Below are 23,510 nucleotides of genomic sequence, written 5' to 3' on the forward strand. Positions count from 1 at the left end.
CCCTTATCGGTATGGACAAGGCACAACACGATTCCCCACGCCGGTGGCGCGCCCGCTCGGCTGCGCTGCTGGCGGCGGTCACCGTCGGCGGCGCGCAGCTGCTGACCGGGTGCGGTCTGCTGGCCGAGCCCACCGTCGTGGTCAACGTCGGCTACCAGTCCAAGACCATCAACACCGTCAACGCCGGCACCCTGCTGCGCGACCGCGGGGACTTCGAGGCCGAGCTCAAGCAGATCGGCGCGTCCACCGGCACCAAGTACCGCGTGGTGTGGCAGGACTTCGCATCCGGTGCGCCGTTGACCGCGCAGATGATCGCCACGCACGTCGACATCGGCTCGATGGGCGACTATCCGTTGCTCACCAACGGGTCCAAGACGCGTAAGTACGACGACGCGGTCACCGAGATGATCGCCACCACCGGCTACAACCTGCGCGGGTCGCTGAATCAGGTGGTGGTACCGAGTGATTCGGCCGCGCAGACGCTCGACGATCTCACCGGCAAGAAGGTGTCGACCAGTCTCGGGTCGGCCGGTGACGGCATGTTCTCCTCGGCGCTCAAGGGCAACGGGATCGACAAGAACGCCGTGCAGATCGTCAACCAGGACCCGTCGGTCGGGGCGTCGGCCATCGACGGACGCCAGGTCGACGCGCTCGCGCAGTTCGTGCCGTGGCCACAGTTGGTGATCTACCGCAACCAGGGCCGGCTGCTGTACGACGGCGGCGACAACAACGTGCCCACGTTCCACGGCGTGGTGGTGCGCCGCCAGTTCGCCGACCAACGCCCCGAGGTGATGAGCGCGTTCATGCGGGCCATGCGATCCACCACCGACGCGATCGTCGCCGACCCCGTGGGGTCCGCCCAGCGCATCGGTGAACTCACCGGCATCGAACCCGAGGTGATCTACCTCTACAACGGCCCCAACGGCCTGGTGAGCTTCGACATGACGCTCAAACAGCAGTTCCTGGGCGCCTTCGCGGCGGTCAAGGACTATCTGGTCGGGCGTGGTTCGGTGACAGCGGATTTCGACGTTCCCGGGTTCATCAACGACGCGTACCTGCGGGACCTGTTCGGCGACGAATACCCCGCGCGCAGCGCCAGCGTCGCAAACCCCATGAAGCTCAGCGGTTTCGACGAGATCTGCGCGCTCCCGGTCGATGATCCCGCGCAGGCCTCCGAGCTGTGGGCCGCCGGCGCCGACACCACCGACGTCGCGGCGACCCCCAGCTGCCTGTTGCGCCGCGTCGCCGCGACGCCCGAGGTGCGCGCGGCCTACGTACCCGACACCGCGACCGGGCTGCGGATCTTCGCCGACCATGCGGTGTGGCTGCAGGATCCGTCCGCACCACCGACGCAGCGCTTCAAGCCGTTCGCCACCCCGGCGGGCGCCGAGTCCTACCGTGCCCAACACCCCGACGCCGTCGTCGTCTCCTACACCGCTGCGGTCGGGCATTCCCGCGCCGCCAAATAGCCGCCCCACCACTCACGAGAGGAAACACTCATGACCGACCTCATGACCAGGCCCACCATCGCCCCGCCGGGGTTGTTGTCACCGGGGGATTCGTCCGGGAAAACCCTGCGCCAGAAGCTCACCGACGCCGTCCCGGCATCGGTGGCCCGGCGGGTGCCTGCGGTGGTGCTGCCGCTGATCCCGATCGGGGTGTTCCTGGTGGCGTGGCATCTGCTCACCGAGAACAACGTCGTCGCCTGGCTGCGGTTCAACCGCATGCCCAGCCCCGACGCGGTGCTGCAGGCACTGCTCGCGCGGGTCAGCTCGGGCAGCTACTACGACGACCTGCTGGCCAGCCTGCAGCGCATCCTGCTCGGCTTCGGTCTGGCCGCCGTGGTGGGCATCGCCCTGGGCGTGCTGGTCGGCCGCTCCGAGGTGGCGCGAATGACGTTGCGGCCGTTCATCGAACTGATCCGCCCGATCCCGGCGATCGCGTTGGTGCCGCTGACCATCCTGCTGTTCCCGTCCAGTGAGCAGGGCATCGTGTTCATCACGTTCTTCGCCGCGTTCTTCCCGGTGGTGGTCAGCACCATCCACGCGATGGATTCCATGCCGAAGGTGTGGGAGGAGGCCGCACAGACCATGGGCGCCGGCCGGATGTCGCTGCTGTTCCACGTCATCATTCCCGGTGCGCTGCCCGGCATCTTCGCCGGTCTGTCGGTGGCGATGGGTGTCGCGTGGATCTGCGTGGTGAGTGCCGAGATGATCTCCGGACAGTTCGGCATCGGCTACTACACGTGGCAGGCGTACGGCCTGCTGGACTACGCCGGCGTCGTCGTCGGGATGATCTCCATCGGCGCGCTCGGTCTGGGCACCGCGTGGCTGGTCGAACGCGTCGGTCGTCGGGTGAACCGCTGGCTGCCGAGGGCCGCCCGATGAGCACCGGCGCCGTCAACCTCCAGCAGCTCAAGCTCGGCTTCAACGGTGTGGTCGCCGCCGACATCACCCTGACCATCGATCCCGGCGAGGTCGTCGTCTTCCTCGGGCCGTCCGGCTGCGGCAAGTCGACCATCCTGCGGGCGCTGGCCGGGTTGCTCAAACCAATGGGTGGCACCGCCACTGTCGACGGGGCTCCCGTCACCGGCAACGCCGCGCAGTGCGCCATGGTGTTTCAGGAGGACGCGCTGTTTCCGTGGCGCACCGCGCTGAAGAATGTGCAGTTCCCGCTGAAGCTGCGGGGGATGCGCGGCAAGGAACTCAAGGCCACGGCCACCGCCCGCCTGGAGCAGGTGGGGCTCGGTGCCTACTTGGACCATCTGCCCAGCCAGCTCTCCGGCGGGATGCGCCAGCGCGTGCAACTCGCCCGCACGCTGGCCTGTGAGCCGCACGTCATGCTGATGGACGAGCCGTTCGGCGCGCTCGACGCGCAGACCCGCCTGGAGATGCAGCAGCTGCTGATGTCGGTGTGGGAGACGCAGAAGATGACGCTGCTGTTCGTCACCCACGATGTCGACGAGGCGTTGCTGCTGGCCGACCGGATCGTGCTGCTGAGCCACCGGCCCGCCACGGTCGCCGACATCATCACGATCGAGAAGCCCCGCACGCCCGAGGCGCAGTTCGAGGAGTCCTACCAGCGGCGCCGCCGCGACATCCTCGACTTTCTCGGCCACCGCCCGGCGGCCTGATCTTTCTTTCACTCAAGGAGTTTCGATGAGTATCACCCTTCCCGGTCTTCGCGCGCCGTCATCCGGCAACGGGCTGGCTTCGCTGCGCTCACCGTCGGTGTTGCGCACCGAGGTGCTCGCCGGTCTGGTGGTGGCGCTGGCGTTGATCCCGGAGGCCATCGCGTTCTCGGTGATTGCCGGCGTCGACCCCCGGGTCGGTCTGTTCTCGACCGTCACCATGGCGATCACCATCGCGTTCACCGGGGGACGCCCGGCGATGATCACCGCGGCCACCGCCGCCGTAGCTTTGGTGGTGGCGCCGGTGTCGCGCGAGTTCGGGGTGGGGTATCTGGTCGCGACGATCATGCTGGCCGGCGTGATCCAGATGCTGCTGGCATTGTTCGGGGTGGCCAAGCTGATGCGGTTCATCCCGCGCAGCGTGATGGTGGGCTTTGTCAACGCGCTGGCCATCCTGGTGTTTGTCTCGCAGTTGCAGCATTTGGTCGACGTGCCGTGGCTGGTGTACGCGCTGACCGCGCTCGGCATCGCGGTGGTGTTCCTGCTGCCCAAGGTGACCACCGCGGTGCCCGCACCGCTGGTGGTGGTGCTGGTGCTCACCGTCGCGGTCGTCGCGTTCGGTTGGGACGTTCCCGACGTGGGGGATCAAGGCGCACTGCCGGATTCGCTGCCGGTGCCCGGGCTGCCGCAGGTGCCGTTGACGCTGCACACCCTGCAGGTGATCGCGCCGTACGCGTTCGGTGCCGCGCTGGTCGGGCTGCTGGAGTCGCTCATGACGGCCAAGCTGGTCGACGACATCACCGACACGCCGTCCAACAAGACCCGCGAGGCCTGTGGGCAAGGTACGGCCAACGTGGTGACCGCGCTGTTCGGCGGTATGGGCGGCTGCGCCGTGGTGGGGCAGACCATGATGAACGTCAAGGTCGCCGGCGCCCGCACCCGCCTGTCCACGCTGCTGACCGGGGTGTTCGTGCTGATCCTCGTGCTCGCACTCGGCGACCTGGTGGGACGCATCCCGATGGCCGCGCTGGTTGCGGTGATGATCGTGGTGTCGTTCGCGACGTTCGACTGGCACAGCATCACGCCCCGGACCTTGAAGGTGTTGCCGCGCAGCGAAACCCTGATCATGGTGATCACCGTCGCCTGCACGGTGGCGACCGGGAACCTGGCCATCGGGGTGTCGGTCGGCGTGCTCGCCGCCATGGTCGCGTTCGCCCGCCGCGTCGCGCACTTCACCTCGGTGTCCGTCGAGCCGGGGCCCGACGGCTCCCGGACCTACCGGGTGCGTGGGGATCTGTTCTTCGTGTCGAGCAACGACCTGGTGCATCAGTTCGACTACGCGGGAGATCCCGACGAGGTGGTGATCGACATGTCCGGGGTGTCGCTGTGGGACGCGTCGTCCGTGGCGACCCTCGACGCGATCCGGCTGAAGTACTCCTCGCGCGGGAAGACCGTGGTGTTCACCGGCCTCGACGGAGACAGCCTCGACCGGCTCAACCGGATGTCCGGGCGGTTGGGGGTGTAGCGGTGCGGGGGAGCGGGGCCGCCTTGATGGGCGGCCCCGCCTTCTGCGTTACGGCGTCAGGTTCACCGTGACCCCGCCGGAGAACATCGAGTCATGCAGTTCGATGCTCGCGGGGACCGCGCCGGCCGGCATGTCGTAGACCAGCGACACGTCGACGGTGTTGCCGGGGTTTATGTTGTCCCACACCGCGATGTCGTTGTTGTCGAGCGCGATCTGCGCTGAGGTGTCGGTCTCGAAGCTGCGACCGTCGGTGTCGAACAGCTTCTGATTCGACGGGCTGAAGCCCTGCGGGCGGTCGCCGATGTTCTGCACGCTGAGCGTGACGATGACGAACTGGCCCTGCGCCTTCTGGTTCAGGAACGGGTTGTCCCCGACCTCCGACAGGCCCGGCTCCATCGATCGCACCACGAACTCGAACTTCCCGTCACGTACCGGGGTGTTGAGGGTCGCCGCCGGCTCTGCCTGCTTTGTTTCTGCCGGGGCCGGGGCCGGGGCCGCGGCCGGCGACTGGGCGACGGTCGCGGTGCTCCCGGCCGGCGTGGTGTCCTTCTTGTCGTCGTTGAAGATCGATCCCACGATCATCAACGCGACCACACCGCCGACGATCACCGGCCATTTGCGCTTCTTCTTCGCGGGCGGCTGCGGCGGGTACGGAACCCCCTGCGGGGCAGGCTGACTCGGCATGCCAGGGTACGGCTGAGGGGTAGTCATCGTGATCGTTCCTTCGTGTCCTGCGCCAGGCCCCATGCCAGGCGAACAGGCGAACGTACAACTCGGGACCGACAACCTCTCGTGTGTCTTCGGTGCGGTGCCGCCGCCACCTCGACTTGTCGGTGGGTCATGCGAAGCTGTGCGGCTCACTCAAATCAGGAGGTAGTGATGAAGACAGTCGTTGGTGTGGCCGTGCTGGTGGCAGGGTTCGGGCTCGTGGCGAGCCCGCCGGCATCCGCGGAGCCGTCGTGGACGATGCCGAATCTGATCGGCATGGATCTGCAGGGCGCCCAGGACGCGATTCAGTCCGTGACCCGCGGGGCGGTGTGGTTCAGCAGCTCCACCGACCTCACCGGCCGCGGCCGCGCCCAGCTAAGCGACCGCAACTGGCAGGTCTGCACCTCGACCCCGCCACCCGGAGCACGGTTTACCGTCGATACCGATATCGACTTCGGGGTGGTGCGGGTGTCGGAGGAGTGTCCGTAGGGGGTGGGGTCGGCGATAGGTGCAGGGCGAGCTCGTGTGGCAGGCGCGTCAAGCCGTCGGAGAGCTCCTTGAACTTACGGCTCATCCATACACTGCATTGCCACCCGTACGAGGGTGATCACACTTCGCAGATGTTCTGGCTGTATCGGCTGTCAACCCACCGCCGCCCTCACAGCTTCGGCCACTGGCACGGGAGGTTCGTGCTTGCGAAACCTCACTACCGCCCATTCGGCAGCACGAAACGTCTCGTCAGTGGCTGCATCGCGCGGCACCTTGCGCTCCGATGACCGGCGTTTGTGGCGGTTGGCGATGATGTTCCAGAAAATCGTGTCAGCACTGGTCGATCAAGTCGCCGCGAAATGTCCAGGCCATCGCTCTTTTGCTCCAACGCCGTACTCAAACGAACTCGCTCTGCCTGCCCCGTGTCATAGCGGACTAAACTCATCCCGTCAATATTTGCTGTTACAGGGCGGATGCAGGTCGAAGTCGTCAGTGACTTGGCCTACAGTGCTCTCAGAGTGAGGAGAGGCGCGTTGTCGGATTGTGGAGGCCTGTCGGAGTGGATCAGCGACGAAGAGCATCGCTGGCGCGTGCTGCCGCAGCCCATGAGCCTTGTGAACGAGGCCAGACTTCTCCGAGGTAGAGGCCTGAGAAATTCACCGCAAATCGGGCACGGCAGTCCGCCAGCTCGCAAAACTGAACATTACCTATACGTGGGCGGGGTTCCCGTTTTAGACGTAATGCCGATGCGGAAAAGGCGACTAGTAGTCGAGGCGCCCCAATTAGTGGGTTACCTCGGGTACCGTTCCCCGTATCGACCGGCTCGGCGAAGCGTTGACTATCGTGCTCGCGCGTTGCAGCCGGTCGAAGTACGTGAAGAGCTGTATCCGCGCAGGTCATAGTTCGGTGATGGAGCCAGGCGGGCTGGTTTCGTCCAGTGAACAGGCACACTCACGGGTACGGCCGACACATTGGTCGCGACAGAGGGGACCCACCGGTTTGAATGGCTGAGAGCAGCATTACTCGATGAGGCGCCGCCGAATTGCATGATCGTTCATAACCATGCGAGTGCTCGTGTGACACACAGCGAGATTGAAAGTAGGAAGTCGTGACTATGACTCAGTCGGAAAACGCGGGACTAGTGCCACTCCGGACGGCATGCGAGCCTCGTGACGACGTGTTGTCGGGTGGTCTTGCGGATAACCATTTCGCAGCCCAGTTAGACAAGGTTGTCCGCGACGCGGAGCACTATCCGGTCTACGGCGACCCGGATGCGTTCTTCGCGCAAACCTACGCCACTAGCGGCCTTCGAGCCTTGCTGACCAAGACGTTTGGTCGGGTCAGCGGTACGAAAGGCGTCGCGGGTGAAAACGGTGTGCTGCGACCGACTACATCGTTCGGTGGCGGCAAGACTCACGGCTTAACCGCGGTCTACCATCTGGCAAAGGGTGCCAGGCCGGCGAATTTGTCCGAGTTTGTCGACCCGGCGCTTCTACCTGACGGCCCTGTTCAGATTGCGGCACTAGTCGGCGACGCGCTGGACCCTGTCGCCGGTGTCGCTACGGCCGGGCACCGAACCTTCACGCTCTGGGGTGAAATGGCGGCACAAATCGGTGAGGCGGCGTTTGCGGCGATGGAAGCCAGCGACATCGAACGGACCGCGCCGGGCACCGCGACAATCAAGTCCGCCTTCGGCGGGCAACCGACCATCGTGATCATCGACGAGATCGCGAAGTACATCCGGCAGGTCACATCTTCTGGCAGCGACGATGTCCGTCGCTTGGCGAAGGCTGTCCCTGTGTTCCTCGGCAACCTGTTCGAGGTCGCCTCCGATCCGACGAATCGGGTTTCAGTCATCATCACACTTGCTGCAGCTACGAATGCATTCGGTGAGGAGACGACTGAGATCTCCGAGCTACTCGGTGACGCATCGGCTGCGGCGAGTGACGCGGTGGCCGAGACCGCAGACGTTCTGACCCGCGCCGTCCAACCAGCAGCGGTCATCAAGCCGGCAGCCGACAACGAGATCGGTGAAATTCTAAAGACGCGACTATTCAAGAGCGTAAATCCATCTGCAGCCCGTGCCGCCGGGGATGCGTATCGCGACTTCTATGAGTTCCTATCCAAGACAGAGACACTTGCTGGGGGCCCAGAGCAGCCGGTTACCTACGGTGATCAGGTTGCCAACACCTACCCTTTCCATCCGGAACTGGTGAGGGTTCTCGACAAACGTCTCGGCGATATTCCACAGTTCCAGCGTGCCCGAGGTGCGCTGAAGCTCCTCGCGGAGGTAGTCGCAGGGATCTACCGGAACGGTAACGACACCGCGATCATCAACGTCGGTGATATCGACTATTCAGATGCTCCGATCCTGAACCATCTCACTGATGGACTGGGGCGTGGCGAGTTCTCCTCGGTCGCCGTCGGCGACTTCGCCGGCGCACAATCCCACGCCGCGTCTGTCGACGCGGAGGTGTTCCCCGGGAAACCTCAGTACGCAACCCGGGTTGCGCGAACGGTGTTCACGCATTCGCTTGAGATGAAGGCGAATGCCGGAGCCGGTCGCAACGACTGGCTCATCGGGACCCTCCGGCCCCACGAGGACGTTGCCGTCTTCGAGAAGGCTCTGACCGAGTCAGAAAAGGTGTTTTGGCATTTGGGCTTCGACGGTGCTCGGTGGCGTTTCAATGTCGAACCGAACGTCAACGCCATTATCGAGGCGGAGAAGCGCAACGTCGCAAACACACGAGTCGCTGCGGTCGTCGACGACCTCGTCTCGAGAGCGTTCGCCAACGATGGTGGGGTTAGCGCTGTGCACTTCCCGTCGTCGGCGGTAGACATCGCCGACGAATCGAAGCTGCGGGTCGCAGTCCTCGACTACCGGGTCCTGTCTGTTGACGCTGGAACCGTCGACGCCGCCCCTTCACTAGTCGTGGATATGTTCGACAAGTCCGGGTCTGTCGGGTCGCCTCGTAAGTACCGGAACAGTGTGGTTTTCGCGGTCGCGGATACTACCCAGGTCGACGCGCTGAAGGACCGTGCTCGCGCGCTCATAGCTGCCGATAATCTCGGGGCCGACACCGCGCGGCTGAGCCAGTTCAGTCCGGAAATCCGCAAGAAAATCGAGGCATATCAGAAGCAGGCATCGCTCGAAGCGCGGATCGCAGTCAACCGCTGCTACAAGCACATCTACTACCCGGTCAGCGACAGAGCCAACAATCATTTACGGCACAAGGAGCTCCCGCCGCAGGCGCAGGGCGAGGTGAAAAACGCTACCAGCGCGGTCATCACGCTCCTCAAAGACGAAGGCAAGATTCGGTCCGATTCGTTCACTGCGTCCTACCTCAGGTCCAAGACATGGCCAATGGTCGATTCGGTCACGACTGCAGCCGTCGCGGATCATTTTTGGATAGACCACAGCGTGCCGATTGTCCAAAATGTGGCACTGCTGCGCGAGGCGCTCGTCAATGGAATTAAGAATGAAGGCTGGGTTTACTACGACGGGAGTACAGGTAAGGCGTTCACGGCGCACACGATGGGTGGTATGAACATCGCGTTCTCCAGCGACGCCGAGATCATGACCAGCGAGGAAGCACAGAGGCGGGGACTTCTGGTTCGCAAACCCACTTTGGCTGACCTACGTGCCGTCTTTTCCGGCGACCGGATCACTGGTGCCGAGTTGCGGACACGGCTGGAAATCGAGTGCGGCGGGGAGCCGACGAAGAGCGATGTTCTCGAAGTCCTCGCGACCGCGGTGCAAGCGGGTGACTACAAGACCCTCGTAGTGCTTGATAGCGAACCAGAAGCGGGTGTGCGGGCTCTGCCGCCGAGCGCGATCAAGGACAAAGGGCTCGACACATTACACATCCTTACACGTGAGGCAGCCGACCAGGCCGGTGTGGAGGTCCCGACTCGCACCGTCAACACTAAGACGTTCACCGCCGTGGGTGCCGGCGGCGCCGCTATCCAAACCCTTATCGACCAGGTCTCGGATTTCACAGTGACAACGATCCGGCGACTGACACTGAAGGTCACCGCCGACGGGGAGAAGGGCACCAGCGACCTCGACCTCGCGGTCGCCGCCCTCGGGATGCTTCCCAAGTACGCCATCACCGTAAAAAGCACGATCCGCGCCGAATACAAGAACGTTACCGGCGGGTTGCAATTCCAAGGCTCGGCCGAGCGGATGGACTTCCAGAGCGCCTACGGCAATATCAAGAAGGCACTCGGGCCGGCGGCGAAAATCGCCGGCGACCTGACAATCGACATCGCCTTTGACCCCGCCGTCGGCGTTAGTAGTCCCGATATCGAACATATCCATACCGTTGTCAAGAACCTGCAGCTCCATCACACCCAGATGACCGCAGAGGCAGCACGATGACTGCGCAAATAACACGTGCTTCCCGAAGTCGTCCCCTTTCCGCTGGATCTACCGCGCGCGCGTTCCGGATCATTGTCGTTCCAGCCAGGGCCGAGACCTACGGCATAGTTGTCGATGAGACCTACGGCGACGGCGACCAAGCCCTTACCACTCGCGTCACTGCGGCGACACCCGCACAGGTCGGCCGGATTGCCGATGCCGTGTTCGCCGCCGTTCGAGGTTCCGGACACGCGCCGAGCGTCCTCGCGTTCACGCGCAAGAAGCCGATCCGCATCGATGAAGTTGAAGGTGTCAGACTTGCCCTGATACTGCTCACGACCGGCCCAATCTCCAAGCACGCCCGGGTCCGCGAGATCGTAGCCGGAGTAAACGCCATGAGCGTCGAGGAAACCTACTATTGGTACTCAAAGTGCATCGGTGTCGATGCTTCTCGCGCTAACAAGGCGCTGCGCATCCTCCTCTCCGGTGACAGAGACTGAAAGACGACTATGACAACTACCAAACCCCGTGTCCTCATTGAGGATTGGCTACCTGTTTCAGAGCTCGGCATTGAGTCACGTCGTGAACGAGCAGCCGCGTCTGCATTGCCGCCGCTCTCGTTCCTGCATGTTTGGTGGGCTCGCCGGCCGTTGGTCGCCTCCGCGGCTGTCGTCCTTGGCGGACTTATGCCTGCTTGGTCACAGGAGCTCGCCGACGCCTTCCCCGAGGCAGTGGAACTCCGCGACGAACCTGCTTACCGGCGCTGGCTGCTGCACCTCGTGGGAATCTGGGGAAACCCGGTAATGGGTCGGCGGCGAATCGACGCAGCGAAGGCCGCAGGCATCAAGCTGCAAGACAACGGATACGGATACAAGCAGGCATTCCGAAACGCAATTCCGCGAAGCGATATCGACTTACTTCACAGAGTTCTTGAACGTACGTGGGGGGAGATGCCGATTGTTGCAGACCCGACAGCGGGTGGTGGCAGTATCCCCTGGACCGCTGTTCGGCTCGGAATCCCTTCTGTTGCCAATGATCTCAACAGCGTCGCTGCCGCCACGCTCCGAGCCGGGGTGAAGATCCCCGCTGAGCGTGGCACCGAGCTCGTCCAGCACCTCAACAAATGGGGTGGCGTTCTCATAGACCGTGTGCAGAGCTCGTTGAAGGAGTTCTTCCCACGCCACAATGACGAGAGCATCATCGCCTACGTTTGGGCGAATGCAGTGGCATGTCCACGAACTGGCCGCCTCGTTCCGCTCCTTCCTGACAAGTGGCTCCGCAAGGACAAAGGGAAGGAAGCCGCCGTCGAAATGTTCACCGAGATCGACGGGGTTGAGCTGGACGTGCCCAGGTTCGAGATTGTTTTAGGGCGTGATGTGAACGCGGCCATTGCCTCGATCGGGACGACTGGCCGGGGGAAGGCAATCTCGCCGTACGACGACCTCGTGATCGATGGAGACTACATCAAGGCCGAAGCGCGGGCGGGGCGGATGTCTCACATCCTGTACGCGGTGGCGATCCGGACCGCGGCCGGTGAACGTACGTTCCGCGCGCCTACGGATACAGACCTGGCTGCAATTCGCGCCGCCGAGGAGCGGTTCACGGAAGTGAAGGATCTGTGGCAGGCGAACGGGATTCTTCCGACGGAGGAGTTTCCTGATGGAAATGACCTGCGCCCCAAGCATTATGGGATGACTCACTGGCTGGACTTCTTCACCCCACGTCAGGCGTTCGTGCATGGAACATTTGGTGTCGAGTTCGCCAAGCTTGTCCCGGAGGTGGAAGCAGCTCTCGGTGACGACGCTGACGATGTGCTGTTCGAGCTGGCCTTAATGCAAGGAAAGGCGCTGAACTGGAACTCGCGGTTATCGTCCTGGGATGTCTCACGTCAAAAAATGCGGAGTGTGTTTGACCGGCACGACTTCGCCTTCAAATGGTCATTCGCAGAGTTTGAGGGCGCCACAGCGCTGTACTCGTGGTGTCTTGATCAGCTGTCCGATGCGTACGAGGGGATCGCGCGGCTCATCGACGAAACCGGTGCTCCTGGGATGGCGGGCGAATCCCCGTTGGACCGTCGAGTGACCGTGTTTCAGGGGAGCGGTGCCGACCTGAATGCCGTCGAGGAGGCTTCGGTAGCGCACATCTGCATGGACCCGCCGTACTACGACAACGTGATGTACGCCGAGTTGGCCGACTTCTTCTACGTCTGGGAGAAGCGCACAATCGGCCGGCTCGTACCGGACTACTTCGACAACGATCTCACCGACAAGGAAAACGAGGCTGTCGCGAACCCGGCTCGGTTCGCGGCGATGGGTAAGCGGAAGAATGAGCTTGCAGAGCTGGACTACGAGGCGAAGATGACTGCGATCTTCGCCGAATGTCGCCGTGTGCTCCGTGACGATGGGGTGCTTTCGGTGATGTTCACACACAAGCGGGCTGAGGCGTGGGACACCCTGGGTATGGGCTTATTACAGGCTGGATTCACTATCGAGACGTCGTGGCCCGTGAACACAGAATCGGAGCAGTCGCTCCACCAAGCAAATATGAACTCCGCTGCCTCAACGATCATGCTCGTATGCCGGAAACGCGACAACGTTGACGGCAACACACGCGTGTATCTCGACGATATCGAGAACGAGATCCGTAACGCCGCTAGGGCGGCGGCGACTCGGTTCCAGCACGACGGAATCGACGGCGTCGATCTGTTGCTGTCGACATACGGGCCGACATTGTCGGTGATCTCGCAGAATTGGCCAGTGTACTCGTCCGTTCCGGACGCCGACGGGCGCGATCAGCTGCTCCGCCCGGAAGACGCTCTTGACCTTGCCCGAGAAGAGGTCGTGCAACTCCGTCGTGCGCGGCTTGTCGGCAAGGCAGCGAACGTCGACGACGTGACTGACTTCGTGCTTATGGCGTGGGACATCTTCGGTGCTCGCGAGTTCCCTTACGACACTGCGCGACTGCTTGCCCTCGCGGTAGGAGGTCTCGACGTCGATGTCCTCGAACGGGCGAAGATTGTGAAGAAGAAGTCCGGATCAGTCACATTGCTTCAGCCAGCGGAACGGCTGCGCCGCGATGCCGATAGCGACCTACCCGGTGTGCGACCCGACGCACCGTCCTTCGAGTATGTGATCGACGCGGTCGACACGGCGCTGTACATCGCGAGCGTCGACGGTATGCAGGAAGCGAAGCGATTTCTCGACCGTCATGGATACACCACCGACTCTGGATTCCTGGCTACCGTGCAAGGCCTGGTCAACGCGATCCCTCGTACGAAAGCGAAGGGTGTGTGGGTGGTGCCAGAGGCGGGGCTGCTCGATACGCTGTGCACCTTGTACTTCCCGATGGTGACACTCCCGGAGGCCGAGGATCTGGCCGCTGCCACGGTGCAGGAAGCGTTGTTCGAGGATTCAGCGGATGACACGCTCTCAGAGTGAGTTTCTAGCGGTCGGGTTACCCGGTACCGGACAACCTCGCCAGGCAGCATTCGATATACCCGACGGCTCGGCTGATGACTCGTTCCACGCCGTGGATATTCGGCCCCGATACACCCCAGACGACCGACCTTTTACGACGTTCTACGTGCCGATGCTGCAACGGGCACGTTCATATGACAGGGCAGTGGGTTACTGGTCGGCCGCGGAGCTGCAGTTTGCTGCTCAGGGAATCGCGCATTTTCTGGCAAACGGGGGCCGGATGCGGCTGATCGTCGGGGCTCAGTTGTCGCGTTCCGATGTCGATGCGGTGGTCGCGGGTACGCCGCTCGAAGATGTGCTAGCTGCGAAAATGCTCGCAGACCCAGAGTTCGAGGGAGCGCGAATCGTCGAATCCGCACACCTGGGTGTATTGGCTTGGATGGTGGCACACGATCGTCTTGAGATCCGAGTCGGGGTGCCATGTGAGGGCGATCGGTTGCTGACATACGCAGAGTCCGGACGCTACTTCCACACTAAATACGGCGTTTTTACCGACCGCTACGGACACAAGGTTGCGTTCACCGGGTCTAATAACGCCTCCGTCCGAGCATGGGCCGCGAATCACGAGACCTTCGACGTGTTTCCCTCGTGGAACACTGCGGTTTGGGCGTGGAACGGACAGGCGGCGGCGGATGACTTTGAGAAGCATTGGAACTCGAACGCTGATTCGGGGTGGGCCGTCGTGCCGCTTCCCCAGGCGGTTCGCGAAAGGCTGATCGCGCACGCCCCGGAAGTTCCTCCGGTTCCGATCTCCGATGCAGATTCCTTTGCCAACGATCCGCCGACCAACCATCCTGTTAGCGACGAAGAGGCGTGGGCTGAGCTTGTTTCTCTCGCATCGAACCCGACTATGTCTCCGTATACGGGCGTCGGCACCGCACAGGTCGAGCCGCTTCCGCACCAGGCAATCCTCATTAACCGGGTAATTAGCACCTTCCCTCGCGGCTACCTGTTCGCAGACGAGGTAGGCCTGGGCAAGACCGTTGAGATGGGACTCGTGTTAAGGGAGTTGTTCCTGTCTGGCAAGGCACGATCTGCGTTGTTGCTGGTTCCCGCGTCCGTGATGCGGCAGTGGCAGGAGGAACTCCACGAGAAGATGAACCTTGATGTGCCTAGATTCGACAAGGGCGGGTTCGTAGATCGCCACGGCCAGCCGATTCCCATAGCCAACGGCGCGAACCCATGGGGGGCGTTTCCGATCGTGCTCGCCTCGAGTCACCTCGCACGCCGCCGGGACCGCCGCCGCGACCTTCTCGCGGCCGGACCGTGGGACGTGGTGTTCGTCGACGAGGCACACCATGCGCGCCGTCGCGGGGCGAGACCAACAGATACACCCAACTCGCTGCTCGGGTTGTTGTTGGAGATGCGGGACAAGCAGATGTGGAAAGCGCTCTACCTCGCCTCCGCAACGCCCATGCAAATGAACCCCCATGAGGCATGGGATCTGATTTCTCTGCTAGAGCTGCCCGGCCGATGGGGCGCGTCTGCGGACAACTTCCTCCAGTACTACGAAAAGCTTCGAACCGACCCAAAGATTCGGAACTGGAAACTACTGTGCGCCATGCTGTCCGACTACTTCAGTGACCATGAAGCAGATCGTGACGAGCGGCTTGAATCGCAGATCGACGACGCATTGGGATTTGTCGATTCGTACGCGGTTATCGGACTGGCAGATAATCCGCCATCGGCGGAGATGCGTTCGAAGATGCCGAATGAGATGTCGGAGTGGATGGATCGGTGGCTTCGTCGGCATACACCAATGAGAGACAGGGTGTTCCGCAATACTCGATCGACGCTCCGTGCCTATCAGAGCGCCGGAATCATCGCAGATGATGTCGTCATCCCACACCGGCACGTCGACGATGTTTTCATCAACCTCGCAGTAACCGAGCGTCGACTCTATGAGCGCATCGAGGAGTACATTCGTCGCCACTACAACGCGTACAAGAGTGACAAGTCCAGCCAAGCACTCGGCTTCATCATGACCGTCTATCGCCGCCGCCTGACCTCCTCCTTCGAGGCGATCAAGAAGTCCCTGACTCGGAGACTCACTGTCCTCGAAGCGGGCAAGAACCTATCAGAGATGTTGTCGGAAGATGACAGCCTCGACGTCGAGGAGGGGTTGTTCGACCCCGAGGCATTCGACGCATCCTCCGCACTCCTTCAGGACGAACTGAACGAGCTTCGCTTGTTCCTGGCGGAACTAGACATGATCACCGGAGAGGACACCAAGGCAACCCAACTGGTCACCGATGTGAACCAATCCCTTCTGAGCTACGACAGCGTCGTGGTGTTCACCCAGTACACCGACACCATGGACTACGTTAGGGAACGACTCATCGCCGCCGGCATTACGAAGATCGGCTGTTACTCGGGTCGCGGCGGCGAGGTATTCCAGCCCAAAACCGGAGCCTGGGAGGACGTGACCAAAGCTCAGATCAAAGAACATTTCAGAAATGGCCACCTGACGGTGCTCATCGGTACCGACTCGATGAGTGAAGGCTTGAACCTGCAAACCTCCGGGCGACTCATCAATTACGACATGCCCTGGAATCTCATGCGTGTCGAGCAACGAATCGGACGCGTCGATCGGATCGGAGCTACCTACCCGGACATCGAGGTCACCAATTACTTTTACGCTGACACCGTCGAGCAACGAGTCTACGAAGGCCTCGCCCAGGATTATGGCGACTTTACTAACATCATCGGCGACGCAGCACCAGTCCTCGGGAACGTGGAGAAGGCCATCGAACAGTTGGCTTTGGGGGACGCCAGCGATGAATCGATTGACGAGCACGTCGATGCGATCAAGGGTGAAGCGAAACAACTCAACAGCCGGGCAGTCAAGGCAACAGATCTCGGTGCCGCCCCAGACACACCCGGCGACATCGAGGTTCCGCCCACCCTGTCGGGTGAAATCGGGTTGGGCGATTTGGAACAGGTCTTGACGTCGAACCCGCTCACGGCGCCGTGGCTTGAAGCAGTCGACGGGAAGACAGGGGTTTACCGCCTATCGTCACCGACGCAGACGCGCGCAACCTCCTTCGCGCCCGATGCTGGGACAACATCAGCTGCTGACTATCGGAGCGAGCACGACACTCGGGAGAGGCGTCTCGTGACGTTCGACCGAAGTGTAAGTGATCGCAGCGCCGAGGACGTTTCGTTGCTGACCTACGGAACTCCCGAGCTGGAAGCGCTCCTCCCAAGCGTGGATAAATCGGCTAAGTGGGGTGGTCCGGACTGACAGGCCTTTCGAGGGCCGGGGCGGAATTTGTCAAGGTGTTTGAGTCCAGTGGGTGTTAAGCGGCTTCCGTTTCGGTCTCCTGTTCGGCCGGTTTGGGTGGGTTGATCGCCGCGGATTCAGGTAGGTCGATGACCTTGGGTGCGGTGTCGCGGCCGAATCGGCGTGGGTGGCGCGCCCTGGCGTCGGCGAGCACGGCTCGGCGCTGGGTGTCTTTCCCGCCGGCGAGGCCGTAGAACACATCGGCGGGTGTGTGCAGCCCGATGCCGCTGTGGCGGTGTTCATGGTTGTACCACTGCACGAATCGGTCCATGAAATCCCTCGCGTGATGGATGGATTCGAAGCGTTCCGGGAACGCCGGCGCATACTTCAAGGTCTTGAACCAGGACTCGCTGTAGGGGTTGTCGTTGGATACCTTGGGCCGCGAATGCGAGCGGATGACTCCCAGATCCGAGAGCAGTCCGGCGACGGTGTTGCTGGTCATCGAGGTGCCCCGATCAGCGTGCACGACGTGTGGGATGCCGTAGGTGCCGAAGATCTGTTCCATCATCTCCTTGGCCAGCTGGCCGCATTCGCGGGCGTGCACATGGACCCCGACGATGTAACGCGAGTAAATGTCGATCATCACGTAGGCGTCGTAGTAGACCTGGCGTGTTCCCACTGATTGAGTCCAACCAGTTCTAGAGTCCTGTAGCCCGATGTCGGGCGAGAAGGGACGATGAACGTATGGCTGGTCGGAAGCGGCACTCTGCAGAAGACATCGTGCGCAAACTGCGCCGTGCGGACGAACTGACCGCGGAAGGCAAGACCGGCGAGGAAATCGCCGCCGAACTCGAGGTCTCGCCCGCGACGCTGTACAACTGGCGCCGCTCCTACGGCGGCATGGACACCGACGCCGCCAAAGAACTCAAGGAACTGCGCGAGCAGAACGCCCGACTCAAGCGACTGCTCGCCGAGGCCGAGCTGGTCAAAGACGCCCTGCGGGAGGTCGCGAAGGGAAAATTCTGAGCCCAGCTGCCAAGCGCCGCGCCGTCGACATGCTCACCACCACGATGGGTATGTCGGAACGGCTGGCCTGCAAAGCCGTTGGGCTGGCCCGCTCCACCTGCCGTCGCCTCCCTCTGGCGGAGACCCCCGCTGATCCCGATGCTGAGATGCGGGGCTGGCTGCGTTCCTACGCCACCAAACACCCCTGCCATGGGTTCCGACGTGCCTGGGCAGCGCTGCGCTACGACGAACGCCGTGAGGTCAACAAGAAGAAGATCCACCGGCTGTGGCGCGAGGAGGGCCTGCAGGTGCGGGTGCACAGTCCGCGTAAGCGGGCCGGGGTGTCCTCCATCCCGCCGATCGAGGCCGACGCCCCGAACGTGGTGTGGGCGATCGACTTCCAGTTCGATTCCACCATCGACGGCAAGGCCATCAAGATCGCCTCGATGATCGACGAACACACCCGCGTCTCGCTGCTCAACATCGTCGAACGCTCGATCACCGCCGACCGACTCGTTGAGGAGTTGAAGAAGGTGTTCGTCGCGGCGGGTGGGCCGCCGAGGGTGCTGCGGATGGACAACGGGCCGGAATTCATTTCTCAAGCACTGCAACAGTTTTGCGACGGAAGGATCGGTATGTCCTATATTCCGCCAGGGACGCCGTGGAACAACGGACACATCGAATCGTTCAACAACCGACTGCGCAAGGAGTGCCTGAACCGCAACCACTGGAACACCCTGCTCGAGGCCCGGGTGGTCATCGGCGACTTCAAAGACGAGCACAACCACCGACACCGACACTCGGCGCTGGGCTACCGCACGCCGGCCGAGTACGCTGCCGTCTGCAGCTGCACCCACACACCGGTGGCCTGCAGCATCAACTGAAACTGGATCACACCAACCCGACTCCAGAACCGGGTGGACTCAGTATCGGGGACTCGCCAGACCCCTTTGACCGGGCCGGCCAGTTTGGTGATGTCCCACGAATACACCTGCCGCGGCGCGGTGGCCACCAGTTCCGGGCAGACCGCTTTGCGGTGCCGGGCCAGCCGACGGCGCTCCTTGACCAGCTTGTTGGCATTGAGGACGCGGTACATCGTCGACACCGAACACAGGTAGCTGCCTTCATCGAGCAACGTGGCCCACACCTGCATCGGCGCGGCATCGACGAACCGGGCACTGTTGAGCACCTCAACCACCCGGGTGCATTCGGACTCGGTGAGCTTGTTGACCGGGACCGGTCGTGGTGCCCGATCGGCAGGCGCCGGCGCGGGTTTGGCGCGTCGAGTGGCCGTCGAGCGGTGCATGCCGGTCACCTCCGCGGCCTTGCGGGTCGGAATCTGGATATCCCGCAGATCGTTGTAGGCATCCATCAGCGCTTGGTCGGCGGCGTGTCGGTGTCCGCGCTCTCGGAGAGAGACTCCAAGAGCGCGTGTGCTTTTCCCATGATCCCCAGGGCAGCCTCGGTGGTCGCCAGCCGATTATTGGCCTGGGCGAGTTCCTTTTTCAGGCGGGCGATCTCGGCCTGCTCGCGGGTGAGTTTACCGACCTTCTCCCCAGGTGCCTTGCCTTCCAACACCCCAGCATCGCGTTGTTTGCGCCACTCGGCGATCTGCGAGGAATACAACCCCTCACCGCGCAGGTACGCCCCACCATCGTTGGTCGTACAGGCCTGCTCATAGGCATCCAGGTGGGCCAGCTTCTGCGCCGGAGAAATCGAGCGCCGCCGGCGCGGGCCATCAGATCGCGGTGAAGGTGCCACCGCTCCAGTCTCGCGCACAGCAGCCATCGTCGTCGTCATGGTTCAGGTGATTCCGTTCTCGCCCCGAGATCAAGCCAAGTTGCCAAGTTGCTAAGTACCAGTGGACTCAACTCACCCTGACACCCAGGGAGAGGGCAAGTTGAGGCGCCGCCGGGGAGCTACCCCGATGGCGCCTCGCTGGGGTCTGCCGCACGATCAGGTGACAGATTCGGTCACGCGGCCTGACTGGCCGGTGTGGTCATGATGGCTTCGAATTCGATCGGGGTCAACCGCCCAAGTCCGGCTTGTCGCCGGCGGCGATGGTAGGTCCGTTCGATCCAGGTGACGATCGCGATCCGCAACTCTTCTCGTGTGCTCCAGCGGCGGCGATCGAGCACGTTCTTCTGGAGCAGGGCGAGGAAGCTCTCCATGGCCGCATTGTCGCCGGCCGCGCCTACGCGGCCCATCGATCCGACCATCTCGTAGCGGCCGAGTGCGTGGACGAATCTTCGTGACCTGAATTGGGCGGATTCAATCGGTGGTCGCAACACCGGCTTGATGAAGTGAGTGTAGGTGTTCGGCGAAGGCTTCCGCGGGAGTGCGCCAGCCGAGGGTTTTCCGCGGCCTGGTGTTGAGGGTATGGGCGATCGCTGCCACGTCCTCGGCCGACCATCTTGAGAGGTCGGTCCCTTTTGGAAAGTATTGGCGTAACAGGCCATTGGTGTTCTCATTGGTACCGCGCTGCCACGGACTCTTCGGATCAGCGAAGAACACCTTGACTCCGGAGGCGACCGAGAACTGGGCGTGCGCCGACAGTTCCTTGCCCCGGTCCCAGGTCAACGACCGACGCAGTTGCGCGGGCAACGTGGTGATCGTCTGTTCCAGAGCGTTGGCCATCGTGATGGCGCCATAGCCGGCCAACGCCGGCCCGTTCTTGGTCCGCGGAATTATCCCGTAACCAACTTCACGTGGCAGATGGACCAGCATGGTGAACCGGCTGCTGCGCTCGACCAGCGTGCCGATTGCACTGCGCTGCAAGCCAATCAGGAGATCACCCTCCCAATGTCCGGGAACAGCGCGATCATCGACCTCGGGTGGGCGTTGGCTGATCAACGTCTCAGGGGTGACATGGGCCCACGCCTTGGACCGCGTTCGTGCCCGCGGTACCCGCAGTGCCCGGCCTCGGCGCAGGCAGCTGACCAGATCCCGCTTCAGCGCACCGCGAGATTCGACGTACAGCGCTTGATAGATGGCCTCGTGGCTGATCCGCATAGTCACATCATCGGGGAAGTCCAGCGGGAGCCGTCGAGCGATCTGTTCTGGACTCCATGCCTGCACCCAGGCCCGATCACCCCGGTGCGGCTTGTTGCGTCCCTTCCACGGGGCGGCGGCGGGACCGACGATGACCTGGCCATCAGCGCCGCGAACGACGCCGGACAGTTTGTCCTGGACGTACTGACGCAGCCGGTCGTTGCTAACGAGCTTGGCGGTCTTGGGGCGGCGGGCGCGCCGCTCGGCGTGCCACTGCGCAGTGGAGGCCTTATAGTCGAGTCGATAGGTGCGGGTCGAGGCATTGCGGCGCAACTCCCGTGAGATGGTCGACGGTGCACGCTTGAGCCGCCGGGCGATCTCACGCACCCCGGCGCCCTGGGCGCGCCACAACGCGATGTTCTCACGTTCATCCGAGGACAGGTAACGTCCCGAAACTGTTTCTGGCAAGCATGGATTCACTCCACCAGCGTGACGGAACCAGCGGAACCCAACCGGCGACGACACGCCCGCTTCGGCAGCGGCGTCCTCAGTCATAGCCCCCGCAGCGATCGCCGCCCAGAACCTCACCCGATCCTGACGCCACGCCACCGACGGCCGACCCGGAGACGGAATCTGTCCCCGATACAACCGAACCGCCCGCTGCCGATCCAACGCACCCATTCCACACCTCCATAATCGAGGTGTTGCGACGATCAGTTGAATCCGCCTTGAGATCCGCGATCGGAGTGCAGAATGCAACCGGCAACATCACCGCGGCGTGCCACCGCACTACTGAGCGCTGTGGTGGCCAGCCGGGACTTCATCCGGGCGTCGATCGAGTATCCGACGATGCGGTTGGAGAACATGTCCTTGATGGCACAGAGGTAGAGCTTGCCTTCGTCGGTGCGATGTTCGGTGATATCGCTGAGCCACAGCTGATTTGGGCCACCGGCGGTGAAGTCGCGTTCGACAAGATCATCGTGCACCGGCGGGCCGACCTTGCCGTTCTTGCCGCGCTTCTTGCCGAACACGCTCCACAACCGATTCTGTGAGCAGATCCGCCAAGCCGTGCGCTCGGCCATCGTCTCGCCAGCGTCGCGGGCCTCCTCGACCAGGTAGCGGTAGCCGAACTCGGGATCGTCGCGGTGGGCGTCGAACAGGGCGTTGGCGCGATATGCCTCGATGATCTCCGCATCAGTAATCGGATTGGCGCGCCAACGGTAGTACGGCTGGCGGGCGAGCTTGAGGACCCGGCACGTCACCGCGACGGGGATCCCGTCGGCGGCGAGCTCACTTACGAGCGGGTAGAGCCTTTTCCCGGGAGGTTGGCCTGTGACAGATAGGCCGTGGCCCGGCGCAGGACCTCGTTCTCCTGCTCGAGCAGCTTGATCCGCCGCCGGGCCTCACGCAGCTCAGCAGACTCGCCGGTGCTCTTGCCAGGCTTGGCGCCTTCGTCGATATCAGCCTGGCGCATCCACTTGTGCAAGGTCATCGGATGGACACCGAAATCGGTGGCGATCTGCTCGATCGTCACCCCGTCATCGCGGTTGCGAGCCACGCGCACGACATCATCGCGGAACTCACGGGGGTAGGGCCTTGCCATGGGGACATCCTTCCAGCCTGCCCACGCTGGGCAAGCCAACTCAGATGTCACCTATTCGTGCAGCAGACCCTAATGGCTTGTTGACGAACTGGATTGGCGGCCTGTTGCAACGCGTCATCTACCACTGTCGCGACAATGGTTTGCCCCATCTCAGCTCGCTGTGTGTTACTGCCGACGGAACTGTAGGAACAGGTTACGGCAGCGTTCCGCTTCGTCTTGGTGACGTCGAGTCGACGAGTTTCGACCAACTCGACGACCACGCGGCAAGATACGACTCGAGTGTTACCGGTACTTCGGCGCCGAGATGCCCTCGGGAGGGGCGAGCCAACGCTCACACCCAAGGCGATGGCTGTGCGAGAGTGGAAACTCGCGCAGGCAAAGATGGCGCAGCCGCCAGAGATTTGTCCCGTTCACTTCATCGACCCTGCCTGCGACCGGACGATGCGATGAGTGCGATTAGGGCTGAACTCCCAGAAGCGTCCGGGGTGTCGGTGCCCTCTGTCATTCTGTGTGGCTCGCATGCGCGGGCTACGGAATGACGGAAGGAGCGTCTGGTGATCATCACCTATCCCGCACGATGGCGGGCATCAACCGTGGCACTCTGTGTCGTCGCGACGGCCGCGACCGCGACCGCACTCGCCGCCCCAGCGCACGCCGACCAGTACGACTTCGTGTCGATGTTGGACAACGAAGGCGTGTATTACTCGTCGATCACTGACGTGATCGATCAAGGCAAGATGGCATGCCGCATGCTGCGCAGTGGTGCGGGCATGCCGGCCACGTTGGACTATGTCGCCGGTGGCGGTTACGCCCCGTACGAGACGGCGGTCGTTGTCGCCTCGGCCGCGGTGAATATGTGCCCCGACGTGTTGCCGACCGTCCGGGCGTTCCTCGGCAGCGGCCCCACCACTGGTGCGTAGCGCAGCGCTCGCCGGAACCCGAGGTCGCCAATGTCGCAACACAATCCATTTAGAGTAAAAACTAGCAAAGACTGCCTAAG

17 protein-coding genes and 2 pseudogenes are annotated in these 23,510 nt (G+C 62.8%); 11 read left to right on the forward strand and 8 right to left on the reverse strand.

Features of this window, described 5'->3' with window-relative positions:
- The first annotated feature begins 11 nt into the window (after positions 1-11).
- Genes AT701_RS06335 through AT701_RS06350 form a run of 4 tightly spaced genes read left to right on the forward strand, consistent with a single transcriptional unit; the run spans position 12 to position 4,655 of the window.
- Positions 12-1,469: an ABC transporter substrate-binding protein gene (locus AT701_RS06335; protein ID WP_058125453.1), complete on the forward strand. Its 1,458-nt coding sequence runs from the start codon at positions 12-14 to the stop codon at positions 1,467-1,469.
- Positions 1,470-1,499: 30 nt separating this feature from the next.
- Positions 1,500-2,387, forward strand: a complete 888-nt coding sequence (locus AT701_RS06340) for an ABC transporter permease (protein WP_058125454.1) — start codon at positions 1,500-1,502, stop codon at positions 2,385-2,387.
- A complete protein-coding gene (locus AT701_RS06345; protein WP_058125455.1) occupies positions 2,384-3,133 on the forward strand; it encodes an ABC transporter ATP-binding protein in 750 nt (249 codons plus the stop codon). The genes AT701_RS06340 and AT701_RS06345 overlap by 4 nt, the downstream gene beginning before the upstream one ends.
- Positions 3,134-3,158: 25 nt before the next feature.
- The gene (locus tag AT701_RS06350) at positions 3,159-4,655 is read left to right on the forward strand and encodes a SulP family inorganic anion transporter (RefSeq protein ID WP_058125456.1); all 1,497 of its coding nucleotides are present in this window, start codon (positions 3,159-3,161) and stop codon (positions 4,653-4,655) included.
- A gap of 48 nt (positions 4,656-4,703) precedes the next feature.
- On the opposite strand, the gene AT701_RS06355 is transcribed toward AT701_RS06350, so the two are convergent.
- Positions 4,704-5,366, reverse strand: a complete 663-nt coding sequence (locus AT701_RS06355; protein WP_058125457.1) for a DUF4352 domain-containing protein — start codon at positions 5,364-5,366, stop codon at positions 4,704-4,706.
- A gap of 168 nt (positions 5,367-5,534) precedes the next feature.
- On the opposite strand from AT701_RS06355, the gene AT701_RS06360 reads away from it, so the two are divergent.
- The 5 genes from AT701_RS06360 (at position 5,535) to AT701_RS06380 (ending at position 16,932) form a co-directional block, all read left to right on the forward strand.
- Positions 5,535-5,852: a hypothetical protein gene (locus AT701_RS06360; RefSeq protein ID WP_058125458.1), complete on the forward strand. Its 318-nt coding sequence runs from the start codon at positions 5,535-5,537 to the stop codon at positions 5,850-5,852.
- Positions 5,853-6,966: 1,114 nt separating this feature from the next.
- Positions 6,967-10,233, forward strand: a complete 3,267-nt coding sequence (locus AT701_RS06365; protein WP_157892521.1) for an ATP-binding protein — start codon at positions 6,967-6,969, stop codon at positions 10,231-10,233.
- Positions 10,230-10,712: a DUF7680 family protein gene (locus tag AT701_RS34650; protein ID WP_157892522.1), complete on the forward strand. Its 483-nt coding sequence runs from the start codon at positions 10,230-10,232 to the stop codon at positions 10,710-10,712. Before AT701_RS06365 ends, AT701_RS34650 begins: the two co-directional genes overlap by 4 nt.
- A 9-nt stretch (positions 10,713-10,721) precedes the next feature.
- Positions 10,722-13,649, forward strand: coding sequence for a DUF1156 domain-containing protein (locus AT701_RS06375; RefSeq protein ID WP_081319397.1), 2,928 nt, complete (start codon positions 10,722-10,724; stop codon positions 13,647-13,649).
- On the forward strand, positions 13,630-16,932 hold the full coding sequence (locus tag AT701_RS06380; protein ID WP_081319398.1) for a helicase-related protein: 3,303 nt from the start codon (positions 13,630-13,632) through the stop codon (positions 16,930-16,932). Before AT701_RS06375 ends, AT701_RS06380 begins: the two co-directional genes overlap by 20 nt.
- A 55-nt stretch (positions 16,933-16,987) precedes the next feature.
- On the opposite strand, the pseudogene AT701_RS06385 reads toward AT701_RS06380, so the two are convergent.
- Positions 16,988-17,572: pseudogene (locus tag AT701_RS06385) on the reverse strand (transposase); the annotation flags it as partial.
- Between the two features lie 83 nt (positions 17,573-17,655).
- Between AT701_RS06385 and AT701_RS06395 the strand changes: the two are divergent.
- Positions 17,656-18,800 (forward strand): IS3 family transposase gene (locus tag AT701_RS06395; protein WP_085976166.1). Its coding sequence is split into 2 segments (ribosomal slippage): positions 17,656-17,923 and positions 17,923-18,800, totalling 1,146 coding nucleotides; the frame shifts between segments, so codons are not numbered across the junction.
- Here AT701_RS06395 and AT701_RS06400 read toward each other — a convergent pair.
- The 6 genes and pseudogenes from AT701_RS06400 to AT701_RS35485 all read right to left on the reverse strand — a co-directional run bounded on the left by AT701_RS06400 (position 18,728) and on the right by AT701_RS35485 (position 22,510).
- A complete protein-coding gene (locus tag AT701_RS06400; RefSeq protein ID WP_081319400.1) occupies positions 18,728-19,288 on the reverse strand; it encodes a hypothetical protein in 561 nt (186 codons plus the stop codon). The genes AT701_RS06395 and AT701_RS06400 overlap by 73 nt on opposite strands.
- Positions 19,288-19,716, reverse strand: coding sequence for a transposase (locus AT701_RS06405; protein ID WP_014877232.1), 429 nt, complete (start codon positions 19,714-19,716; stop codon positions 19,288-19,290). Before AT701_RS06405 ends, AT701_RS06400 begins: the two co-directional genes overlap by 1 nt.
- Positions 19,717-19,889: 173 nt before the next feature.
- Positions 19,890-20,183, reverse strand: a pseudogene (locus AT701_RS34060) (integrase core domain-containing protein); the annotation flags it as partial.
- Positions 20,184-20,187: 4 nt separating this feature from the next.
- Entirely contained in the window at positions 20,188-21,588 is a 1,401-nt protein-coding gene (locus tag AT701_RS06415) for an IS30-like element ISMsm8 family transposase (protein WP_058125464.1), read from the reverse strand.
- 32 nt (positions 21,589-21,620) lie between these two features.
- On the reverse strand, positions 21,621-22,169 hold the full coding sequence (locus AT701_RS06420) for a DDE-type integrase/transposase/recombinase (protein ID WP_081319401.1): 549 nt from the start codon (positions 22,167-22,169) through the stop codon (positions 21,621-21,623).
- Positions 22,170-22,201: 32 nt separating this feature from the next.
- Positions 22,202-22,510, reverse strand: coding sequence for an IS3 family transposase (locus AT701_RS35485; protein WP_011731611.1), 309 nt, complete (start codon positions 22,508-22,510; stop codon positions 22,202-22,204).
- 554 nt (positions 22,511-23,064) lie between these two features.
- On the opposite strand from AT701_RS35485, the gene AT701_RS06430 reads away from it, so the two are divergent.
- On the forward strand, positions 23,065-23,430 hold the full coding sequence (locus AT701_RS06430) for a DUF732 domain-containing protein (RefSeq protein ID WP_058125465.1): 366 nt from the start codon (positions 23,065-23,067) through the stop codon (positions 23,428-23,430).
- Positions 23,431-23,510: the final 80 nt, after the last annotated feature.

This window comes from Mycolicibacterium smegmatis, assembly GCF_001457595.1.
Lineage (GTDB): Bacteria > Actinomycetota > Actinomycetes > Mycobacteriales > Mycobacteriaceae > Mycobacterium > Mycobacterium smegmatis.